Below are 10,283 nucleotides of genomic sequence, written 5' to 3'. Positions count from 1 at the left end.
AAGTTTTCTTGACCACTACTACTGACTTACAAACCGTATGATTACCATGAGTAACCATAAGGTCTAAATGAGCTCTGCGTCTGGTTTCCGCAATGATACTGGGTGTAATCGTCACCTTATCATCAATTTGAGCCGCCTGAAGAAAGTAAAACATCATCTCTTCAATCACCAGACTATTTTGTTCTTGGTTTTCCATCGTTCGGTAAACAACCTCTTTAACCATTTCTACAAGAACACCCTGTGTAAGGTTCCCAGAATTATCAATCATGGCCGGTTCTACCTCAAAACTAAAGGCATTCTTTTCACGATTAAGGTTAGCTATCATTTGATCGCTAAATGTATGGAGATCACCACGGTTATTATCTTGAAGCTCCTCTAAAACCTGACGACGAGTGATAGTGCCTAGATAATGTTTTTCGTCATCCACAACAGGAATCATGTCATAGTCTTCAAAAATCATCTTTTGGGCCACAGTCGCAAGGCTAGTCTCCAAACGAGTCACTGTCGGTTTTGTCATAATAGCCTTAGCCATAGTGGTCGGAAGCTGATTAGCCACATCACGCATGGTCACAATCCCAATAACCCTATCATCCTCAGACACAATAGGAAAACGAACAAGGTTAGTCCGTTTAACCAAATTTTGAAAATCTTTGACTGTCATTTCTGGAGTCATATAGTTGTAGTCTTCTCGTCTAGTATAGACTTGAGCGACTGTTTTAATATCTGTTTTGATACGAACATTAGAAAGTGCCTGGTTAATCATAGTCGCCACAGTAAATGTATCGTAAGTAGTGACCATGACTGGAAACTGCTTCAAACGAGAAAGCTCTTTAACCCTATCAGAAACCTGAAAGCCTCCAGTTACCAGAATAGCATTATTGTATTCGAGGGCTAATAACTGGATATCTTCCCTGTCTCCAACAATGAGAAGGTCGCCTTTTGTTAGATAACGGGTGATATTCTCAATAGTCATGGCTCCAATGTAGAACTTACTGAAGACACGTTCCAAACCTTCATGACCCGAAATCACCTCAGACTCTGTAATCTCTGCAATCTCCGCAAAGGTCAGTTTGTCAAGGCGAACCTGGACTTTCTTTTCAATTCGAACTGTTCCACTTCGAGGACGCGTTTCAACTAGTCCTCGATTTTCAGCTTCTTTAATGGCTCGATAAGCAGTTCCATCAGAAACCTGCAAGTGGTTAGAAATACTACGCACACTAACTCGTTTACCGATGGGCAAAGCCTCTAGATAATCTAGAATTTCTTGATGTTTACTCACAGTTCTCCTCCTTCTCAAAGCGGAGATAATCTCTCATGGTACGGGTGTATCGGTCTGCTCCTTTGAAACGAGACACCAATTTAAAGCCAGATTTTTCTGCCACACGAATCGATGCCTCGTTTTCCAAATGAGCAATAAGGATAATGCGTTCCATGCCCATAGCTGTCAATGCCAAATCTGACAAACAAGTAACTGTCTCAGTCATTAGACCTCTACCCCAGTATGAAGCATTCAAAAAATAACCGATCTCTGCAGTCCTTTTCTGGACGTCTATCTTTTCAAAGCGAACGATCCCAATCAACTTATTAGACTCTCGATCTACAATTGCCCAAACACCCAAAGGCTCCTTCATGAAATAATGTATCAAAAGGCAATCTGTTTCATACTGAGTTTTGGTAGCAGGAAAGAAAAATTGTAAATTCTCTGGATTCGACACAATCTCATGTAAGTCAAAACGATCTAAAAAGACGAGTGGTCTAAAAGAAAGGCGCTCTGACTCAAAGAAGGCAAAAGCACCCAAACTAGTCCAAATATCCATGATAGTATTATAGCACAGTTTTAGAAATGGAAAAAGGCTCAACAAGAAGCGGTTGAACCTTAGACTTAATCTTCAATCAAACGAATATCTGCACCAAGATCAGAAAGTTTCTCAATGATATTTGAATACCCTCGAAGAATAAATTCAATATTTGTTATTTCAGTCTGACCATCTGCCATAAGTCCTGCAGTAACGAGTGCAGCACCCGCACGCAAATCACTAGCTTTCACAGGTACACCAGAAAGTTGCGTTGGCCCATTATAAACAATCTGACCGCCAAGCACTTGAATATCAGCACCCATACGAGCCAGTTCAGGAACGTGATTTACACGCTTCTCATAGATTGTATCAATGATTTTTCCTCGGCCACTTGCTTTCAGCAACAATGGTGTCATTGGTTGTTGTAAATCCGTCGCAAAACCTGGATAAGGTGATGTCTTAATGTCAATAGGTTTTAAATCGCCCTGTTCTTCTACAAAAATTGCATCTTCTTCAACGATCATGCGAACACCCATTGCTTCAAGCTTAGCAATAAAACTTTCAAGATGTTCATAGAGAACATTTTTAATTTTAATCCCCTTACCAATAGCTGCTGCCATAGCAATGTATGAGCCCGCTTCAATACGGTCTGGAATAACCTGATGGCGAGTACCATGTAGGCTCTCTACACCATCAATCGTGATGATTTCTGTACCAGCACCACGTACACGCGCACCCATATTGTTGAGAAGCGTTGCCACATCAATAATTTCAGGTTCACGAGCGGCATTTTCAATAACCGTACGACCATCAGCCTTAGCCGCAGCCAACATGGTATTGATGGTCGCTCCAACACTGACCGTATCCATGTAAATATGAGCACCCTGAATACGTTGACCAGCATCAGTCGCAATACGCATAGACTCGGATTCATAAGAAATGCTAGCGCCCATCGCTTCAAACGCCTTAAGGTGAAGGTCAATAGGACGTGGTCCTAAATCACAGCCCCCAGGAAATCCTACTGTAGCTTGACCATAACGCCCAAGCAAACTACCATAGAAATAATAAGAAGCACGAAGGCTGTTAATCTTACCAAATGGCATTGGCATATCTTTAACTCCTCGAGGGTCGATTTCAAGTGTTTCGCCATCACGCTTAACAGAACCACCCATTACTTCAATGATCTCAATTAGATTATCGACGTCGCTGATTGCTGGTACCCCGTCAAGAGTAACCACTCCATCAGATAAAATGATGGCTGGAATCAAAGCAACAACTGAATTTTTAGCTCCTGATACTGTAACTTCTCCTTGAAGTTTCTTACCACCATTGATGATAATTTTACGCATACTGTTCAATCTTTCTTATACTGGAATATTAGCCTTTACATTCTACCATAGATTGAGGTGCATGACAAATTAAGGACCCTGGAAATTATCGGACAGTTTCACTTGATAGTTTGAACCATCCCTTAAACCGAATAGCACCATCCTGGTCTGTGCGTAAAACCTTAATATGACGTTCTTTGAAACGCTCTAATGTTTCATCATTTGGATGCTTATAACGATTATTTTCACCAGCTGAGACAAGCGCAAGTGATGGTTCTAACTGATCCAAAAAAGCTTCTGATGAAGAGCCTTTAGAGCCGTGATGTCCTGCCTTGAGAACACTTACTTTTAAATTTGGATAGCTGGACATCAATTCCTCCTCTCCTTCTTTTTCCAAATCACCAGTAAACAGAAAACTGGTCCCCAATAACTTTCCATAGAGAACAAGTGAATCATTGTTACCACCATCACCAATTTTATTGGGATAAAGAACCTGTATGTTACTTCCCATCATAGGCAGTTTATCACCAGCCTTTAAGGTGCGAACGGGACGTTTAAGAAATCGAAGACGTTTGGCAAAACTAGGCTTAGTCAAAGCCCCCTGACTGACACAAATTTCCTTAATCTTAAACCGTTTAGCTACTTCCTCCAAATCACCAATATGGTCTGTATCTGTATGAGTCAGAACCAGATAGTCAATTTGAGACACTCCCCTTGCCTGTAGATAGGGAATTAAGGTTTTCTCCGCATTACTCGTCTGGCTCCCCTCTTGCCATTTTTCCTTAGAGCCGAAAGTCACCTTGCCACCTACGTCTATCAGGATCGTCTTACCTTTCATACTCCTTAAAAAAATACTGTCTCCTTGACCAACGTCAACCACCGTCACCTCATTGATCAAAGGATGTTTAACCCAGATCATCAAAAGACTAAAAATCATCAAGAGGGATATTCTAAACTGAGGCTTTTTCCAAAAATCAAAGAGCAAAACCAATACAACTATCATCAAGCCAAACTGAAACAAACTAGGTTTCCCTAGAATTAAAGGCTGGCCTATCCAGTATTGTATCCAAGTCAAAAAGGTCTCCATCCATTCAAAAAGTGGGTTAATTTGAGAAAAGATTACCAGTCCTGAAAGTGTAAAAAGTACTGTTAAGATAGGTAAGAGAAAGCTATCGAAAACTAGAGAGAAGATTGCCGTCAGAATCAAACTCAATGGTTGAAAAGTTCCATAATAGTAGGTCAAAAAAGGCAAAGTCCCAAGACTCAATACCAAACTCATATAGATTGACTTTTTAAAAGACGGCATCTCCTCAAAATCAAATAAACACAATAAGAAGGCATAAGAACAACTTAAAACACCTCCTACCGTTAAAAGAAAATGAGGCAAGACTAGAAATAATAGAAGCAGCGTTATGCCCATATTGTTCAGTTTTTTAATACCACACTCAGCCAAAAGGCTTTGAATCAAAGAACGTAAGACCGAAGCCGTCCAACCAGTCATTAAGCTATAGAAAATCGAAAAAGGTAATAAGATAGCAAGGATATAATTTTTGGGAAGACCCAAACGAAGAAGTCCATAGCGAAACCAGCCAAGAAAAAATCCAACCTGCATACCCGATAGCGCAAAAAGATGAATAATCCCCAAGCTGGTGTAGAGTTGACTCTGCTCATCAAACTCCTTATCCAAATACCCAAAGAGCAGTCCTGTCATATAGTGTCTCATCGGATTAGGAAAATGCGTCTGAATATGAACTAGAGCCCTCCTCCTCAATTGATGGAAAAAATCTATTGGAGATATCGATTTTGGGGTTACGATATGATCCAGACGCTCAATCTGAGCAATCCTATAAATGCTCTGACTAGCTAGATAAGACTGATAATCAAAGCCTTGAAAATTACGTTGACCTGTTGCCGAGGATAGCTTTATTTTTCCTTTTAAAACAAGCGTTTGACTAGTAGTCTTAAAAAAATACTGCTCCTTCTCAGATTTTAACCGGTAAAAGACCCGATAGGTTTGACCATTTGACTTACCGATTGCTGATAATTGCTCACCATTAACTGAGAGCGTATCTGCAACCAGTGTCACCTGATGAATTTCAGCAGGAACTTGCTTATCTTGCATGATAGCTCTGTGGTGCAAGAATAAAAAATAAATCAAAAAGAACCCACCAACAAGTCCCACCAACTTTAGAGCTGCCATATTCTTCCAATGATGCTTCAAAAAACAGACCATAAAAAAGACAAAAGCCCCAATAGCATAGAAATTAGATACAAAAATAGTAAAATAAAGAGCAACTATTAAAAGCGCTAGGGAAAAAAGATTGATTGGAGATTTTTTAAGCCACATAGATGGACTCTCTGATTTTATCTAACGTTTTATCACCAATGCCTGAAACATTTTTCAGGTCACCTACGGACTGAAAGCCGCCATGACTTTCACGATAAGCGACAATATCCTCTGCCCTCTTGGCACCAATTCCAGAAATAGTTTGTAACTGCTCTGAGGTCGCTGTATTTAAGTTAATTTTGCCATTCTTAGATACAGCCTGCCCTCCTTTGTTAGAGACCTGACCAGTATCTGATTGATCAAGAACAGAAACATTCTCGTCTTTATTGGCTACATAAATAACCTCTTCATCTGACAAGCTTGCGGCCAAATTAACACTCTTAGCGTCTGCATCCTCTGTCATTCCTCCAGCTTCCTGAATGGCATCTGTCACCCTAGCGCTTACTTTTAGCGTATATACACCTGGCTTGACCACAGCCCCCTTAACATCTACCGTTACTTTTGACTTAACTTTTTCACTTCCTTCAGTTTGTGACTGAGAAGACACTTCCGTAAGTGATTTTGACCCTTCTTTGGATGAGGAGGTTGACAATGTTGTCACATCTGTATAAGACGTCTCTGCCTCCATGCTGTTGCCGGCACCACAAGTCATCCACAGAAAGAAGCAGAAAACCATCATCAGCACACCAATGATACTCACAAATAGACGATTATTGTTAACATAGTCTATAATCTTTTCCTTCACGTCAGTCTCCTTAATTGATATATTTTCTTTCTTATTCGTAAAAAAATTGAAAAATATATCAAAAAGAAAAAACTCCATCAGATTTATGTCTGACAGAGTCATTAGCTTATTTCTGTGTTTCTTTGGCACGGTGTTTTTCAGGATCCCAAACAAAGCTAGCTACATATGAGAAAGCCATAGTCAAAATCACTGCAAGGATAGCCACAAGACCGAGAGGTACACGGTAAATATAAGTCAAAGGATTTGGTTTCTTGCCTGTTTGATAGCTCAAAGCTTCTGCATCAAGACGATCAAATTCAGATTGGATACGACGAGCAACCTCTTGAATATTCTCGTCATTCAAACGCTTCAAATCTGAAATATCAATAGGATTACCATAGTTCATATCCACACGTTCACCTGTCAAGAGCCCCTTGAGTTCACGAGGTCCTTGATAGACAACTGGCATAATCTTAACCTTAGCCATCTTAGCGATAACCGCAACCCCACCCTTAACATCAGAAGAATGACGGCTACCACTTGGGAACATAATCAAACTACGATTACTCTTCTTAAGCATGTTAACCGGGTACTTGATAGCCTCCTGACCAGGATTTTCACGGTCAATTGGGAAGGCGCCACACATGCGGATCCACCAACCAAAGATACGGCTCTTGAAGAGTTCTTTCTTAGCCATGAAAATAAACTGCTTAGGACGAGCTGAAAAAGCCATATAAACAGGGTCCCACCAAGTGCGGTGCGGAGCAACCAAGATATAGTTTTCATCTTTGTTCAATAATTTATCGCGATTGTGGTAATGGGCATTACCATTGATAATCCAAAGAAGGAAGACAACAAGCCCACGTAAATAAGCGTAAAACACGTTTTTACCTCTTTTTCTACAATTTTTTAACTATTATACCAAAAAAAGGAACGCTTTTTCATAGAACTTCTTTGTAAAACAATTGGAAATGTTGTGGCACTTTCTAATTGTTTGAGCTATAATGTAATTATGAAAAGAAGTATTGAGATTATAGGGAAAAATAGGAAGGCACTTAATCTATGCCTCATCATTGCTAACTTGGCCGTACTGGCTATTCTAGGATTTGTTTTGTCACAACGCCACAATTCTAAAGCTGAACAACCAGCTCAGACTGAAAAAACTGAACAAGTAGCTAACGGAGCAAATTCTTCTTCAGAACAAGCTAAAAAAAATGATAAAAAACAACTCAAAAAAGGTAGTAACCATAGCATTGAAGCCTCTGATTATGCCTACGACGTTACTGCTGTTAATAACACTATCCGAGGTGTATCTCAAGATGTTGACGATAAGGTTGTCTTTTTAACCTTCGATGACGGGATTGATCCTACCTTGACACCACAAGTCATGGATATTCTGAAAGAGTATGGCGTTCACGCAACCTTCTTCCACATTGGTTATACCATTAGTCAAGAAAATGCGGACATCCTCAAACGCCAAATTACAGAAGGACACGCTATTGCTAACCATAGCCTTAGCCACAACTTTAACCTACTTTATCCTGGGCGTGTTCCCAACAAAAGTCAAATTGTTTCTGAAGTTGACCAAACCAATGCCAATTTCCAAGCCATCCTAGGTAAGGACTTCAAAACAAGAATTTTCCGTTACCCTGGTGGTCATATGTCATGGCAAGGATTGGAGGCAACCGACCATGCTCTCGCCAATCAAGGTATCCAGTGGATTGACTGGAACATGCTCTGTGGAGATGCAGAACCAGCCTCTGTTCGCCCAACCACATCTGAAACTATGATGGCCTACATGGATGGTTCTCAACAGTATTTCCCTGAAAGTCATGTTAAGGTTGTCCTTATGCATGACGCTGCTGGTAAAGAACTTACTGTTCAAACCCTTCCACAAATTATCGAATATTTCAAAAATCAAGGGTATACCTTCGGTGTCCTAGAGTAATCACTCGCAACAGTTCCTTTGGGAGCTGTTTTTTGTTACAATTAAAACTATGACAAATCCAATTTTAAAAGATGGAGAACGCATTGACCAACTCTTCTCCACAGATGTAAAAATCATTCAAAATAAGGAGGTCTTCAGCTATTCTATTGACAGTGTCCTCCTCTCTCGGTTCCCAAAAATTCCAAAAAAGGGATTAATCGTCGACCTCTGTTCAGGAAATGGTGCCGTTGGCCTCTTTGCCAGTACACGCACTGAGGCACCGATTACCTTGGTTGAGCTGCAAGAACGTCTGGCTGATATGGCCCAGCGTTCCGTAACTCTTAATCAATTAGAAGATCAGGTGACTGTTGTCAATGACGACCTAAAGAATTTGCTTGACCATACCCCACGATCTCAGGTGGACCTTATCCTCTGTAACCCTCCCTACTTTAAGGCGACAGAAACATCTAAGAAGAATCTGTCAGAGCACTACCTCTTGGCCCGTCACGAAATCACGACTAATTTGGAAGAAATTTGCCAGGTCGCACGTCATGCCCTTAAATCTAATGGGCGCATTGCCATGGTGCATCGCCCTGACCGCTTTTTGGATATCATTGACACCATGCGCCAGTATAATCTAGCACCTAAACGCATCCAGTTTATCTATCCTAAGATGGGACGTGAGGCAAATATGCTCCTGATTGAAGCCATAAAAGATGGATCAACAGATGGACTGAAGATTCTTCCCCCTCTCTTTGTGCACAAGAAAAATGGCGACTATACCGACGAAATCTTTGAGATTTACTTTGGAAAAAAGGCTGAAAGTGAGTCCTAAACGATGGCAGAAAAGGATAGCAAGGCCTACATGTATGTGGTCGAGTGTGCCGATGGAACCCTCTATACAGGCTACACCACAGACGTCGAACGCCGCCTCAAAACCCATAACTCAGGCAAAGGCGCCAAGTATACCAGAGCCCGCCTACCAGTTAAACTCATCTACTCAGAAGCCTTTGACAGCAAGTCTGAAGCCATGAGTGCCGAAGCACTCTTTAAGAAAAAAAGTCGAGAGAAAAAACTAGCTTATATCAAAGAACACACGGAAAAATAACCGTGCGTTTTTTAGTCTTGAATTATCAAATTAAGTGCATACTTTCCTCTTAGAAGACTTCATAAGATGTTTTCCAGTTAAGACATTTTCATATTCTATTATTTAGTTTGTTCTCCCAAAGCTGAATGATATAATCTTCAATCAATGTCAAATCACTACCTTTTAGAAAAATTCTCATAGTGGTATACAACGCACGTGTATGAATCAGTCTACATGCTCTAAATAGCTTTAAAATCAGTAGTATTACTCCAAATTTAGTAAATAAAAAAGACACCCGGCAAGGTGCCCTGAATTATATCCACAGTAAATGCCACAATATAGATAAACTCATCTTTAGATATAAATAATCTTACAAAACACTTCTATGCTATCTTTTTTCTCTAATTAAACCTACTTTGATAAATTAAATTAAACAACCACTGAAGATTGATTAATGGTTTTGGTTGAGCATCAATCACAGGTTGAACGGTCTCTCTAATTTCTTTTAGGACTTTTCGTTGATTATATTTTATCTTGTGATAACGTTTGTCAAGAGCAGTTTTGATAGAAAAATCATGATTTAAAAGATAGCCATCACCCGATGCCGAACTAAAATATAGAGTATCACCTGAAAGACCTAATATAGACCTTTCCGTTCCTTTATTTCTAGTTATAGCGTACATTCCATCATCATCATAGCTAATACCATCTATTTCCGGTGTATAAGCCCAACCCATATTCTCCATCAGCATAATGATGTCCGGTTCTGTTCCCTCCTTATGAGGAATATGCTGAGCATAATAAACAGAGTTAAATTTTAAATTAATAAAGATAAATAGACTCATTCCTAAGACTGTAACCAACCCTATAAATAGTCCTACAAAAATCCCTAAAATATTGCTTTTTTTCATTGTCATCTTCTCTTTCCTCTTCTACGACCAAACAATCTCTTGACTGGATTAACAACTAAACGTTTTACAGTATTTACAACAGGTCTTACAATATAACGTTTTGTTGCTTTTGCAATTGGTCTAACAACTGGTTATAGAAAAACTTATGAGTTTTTATTATGTACTTATATTGTATATTCAAGGTATAGGAAAACGCTCTATTTCTTAGAGCGTTTTAATTCTT

General features: G+C 39.8%; 10 protein-coding genes and 1 pseudogene. 3 read left to right on the top strand and 8 right to left on the bottom strand.

Annotation, left to right across the window (positions count from 1 at the left end; genetic code table 11):
* The 6 genes from spxR to HMPREF9425_RS02230 all read right to left on the bottom strand — a co-directional run.
* Positions 1-1,279: CBS-HotDog domain-containing transcription factor SpxR (gene spxR / locus HMPREF9425_RS02255; protein WP_003094415.1), on the bottom strand; the 1,279-nt coding region annotated here is incomplete at its 3' end.
* Positions 1,272-1,817: a GNAT family N-acetyltransferase gene (locus HMPREF9425_RS02250; RefSeq protein ID WP_003093731.1), complete on the bottom strand. Its 546-nt coding sequence runs from the start codon at positions 1,815-1,817 to the stop codon at positions 1,272-1,274. The genes HMPREF9425_RS02250 and spxR, both read right to left, overlap by 8 nt.
* Before the next feature lie 65 nt (positions 1,818-1,882).
* Complete coding sequence (gene murA, locus HMPREF9425_RS02245) at positions 1,883-3,145, bottom strand: UDP-N-acetylglucosamine 1-carboxyvinyltransferase (RefSeq protein WP_003093180.1); 1,263 nt, start codon at positions 3,143-3,145, stop codon at positions 1,883-1,885.
* 85 nt (positions 3,146-3,230) lie between these two features.
* Positions 3,231-5,471 (bottom strand): DNA internalization-related competence protein ComEC/Rec2, encoded by a 2,241-nt coding sequence (locus HMPREF9425_RS02240; RefSeq protein WP_003096429.1) that lies wholly within the window; start codon positions 5,469-5,471, stop codon positions 3,231-3,233.
* Complete coding sequence (locus HMPREF9425_RS02235) at positions 5,461-6,156, bottom strand: helix-hairpin-helix domain-containing protein (protein ID WP_003093743.1); 696 nt, start codon at positions 6,154-6,156, stop codon at positions 5,461-5,463. The genes HMPREF9425_RS02240 and HMPREF9425_RS02235 overlap by 11 nt, the downstream gene beginning before the upstream one ends.
* Positions 6,157-6,262: 106 nt before the next feature.
* The gene (locus tag HMPREF9425_RS02230) at positions 6,263-7,018 is read right to left on the bottom strand and encodes a lysophospholipid acyltransferase family protein (protein WP_003096426.1); all 756 of its coding nucleotides are present in this window, start codon (positions 7,016-7,018) and stop codon (positions 6,263-6,265) included.
* Positions 7,019-7,147: 129 nt separating this feature from the next.
* On the opposite strand from HMPREF9425_RS02230, the gene HMPREF9425_RS02225 reads away from it, so the two are divergent.
* From HMPREF9425_RS02225 to HMPREF9425_RS02215, 3 genes are read left to right on the top strand one after another with little or no spacing between them, the layout of a single operon-like run.
* Positions 7,148-8,083, top strand: coding sequence for a polysaccharide deacetylase family protein (locus HMPREF9425_RS02225; protein ID WP_003096423.1), 936 nt, complete (start codon positions 7,148-7,150; stop codon positions 8,081-8,083).
* 49 nt (positions 8,084-8,132) lie between these two features.
* Entirely contained in the window at positions 8,133-8,897 is a 765-nt protein-coding gene (locus HMPREF9425_RS02220; RefSeq protein ID WP_003096421.1) for a tRNA1(Val) (adenine(37)-N6)-methyltransferase, read from the top strand.
* A 3-nt stretch (positions 8,898-8,900) separates the two neighbouring features.
* Entirely contained in the window at positions 8,901-9,170 is a 270-nt protein-coding gene (locus HMPREF9425_RS02215) for a GIY-YIG nuclease family protein (protein WP_003096419.1), read from the top strand.
* A gap of 49 nt (positions 9,171-9,219) precedes the next feature.
* Here the strand turns inward: HMPREF9425_RS02215 and HMPREF9425_RS10655 are convergent.
* Positions 9,220-9,339, bottom strand: a pseudogene (locus HMPREF9425_RS10655) (IS30 family transposase); the annotation flags it as partial.
* Positions 9,340-9,550: 211 nt separating this feature from the next.
* A complete protein-coding gene (locus tag HMPREF9425_RS02210; RefSeq protein ID WP_037621639.1) occupies positions 9,551-10,060 on the bottom strand; it encodes a hypothetical protein in 510 nt (169 codons plus the stop codon).
* Positions 10,061-10,283 lie beyond the last annotated feature (223 nt).

The organism is Streptococcus vestibularis ATCC 49124 (assembly GCF_000188295.1).
In the GTDB taxonomy this organism is placed as follows: domain Bacteria; phylum Bacillota; class Bacilli; order Lactobacillales; family Streptococcaceae; genus Streptococcus; species Streptococcus vestibularis.
The sequence above is the reverse complement of the archived record's forward strand: the minus strand, read 5'-3'. Positions and strand labels throughout refer to the sequence as shown.

Bases quoted from the DNA above. Each gene is read 5' to 3' on its own strand.
- HMPREF9425_RS02210 (WP_037621639.1), bottom strand. From the start codon at position 10,060: ATGAAAAAAAGCAATATTTTAGGGATTTTTGTAGGACTATTTATAGGG.
- murA (WP_003093180.1), bottom strand. From the start codon at position 3,145: ATGCGTAAAATTATCATCAATGGTGGTAAGAAACTTCAAGGAGAAGTT.
- HMPREF9425_RS02225 (WP_003096423.1), top strand. From the start codon at position 7,148: ATGAAAAGAAGTATTGAGATTATAGGGAAAAATAGGAAGGCACTTAAT.
- HMPREF9425_RS02215 (WP_003096419.1), top strand. From the start codon at position 8,901: ATGGCAGAAAAGGATAGCAAGGCCTACATGTATGTGGTCGAGTGTGCC.
- HMPREF9425_RS02250 (WP_003093731.1), bottom strand. From the start codon at position 1,817: ATGGATATTTGGACTAGTTTGGGTGCTTTTGCCTTCTTTGAGTCAGAG.
- HMPREF9425_RS02240 (WP_003096429.1), bottom strand. From the start codon at position 5,471: ATGTGGCTTAAAAAATCTCCAATCAATCTTTTTTCCCTAGCGCTTTTA.
- HMPREF9425_RS02220 (WP_003096421.1), top strand. From the start codon at position 8,133: ATGACAAATCCAATTTTAAAAGATGGAGAACGCATTGACCAACTCTTC.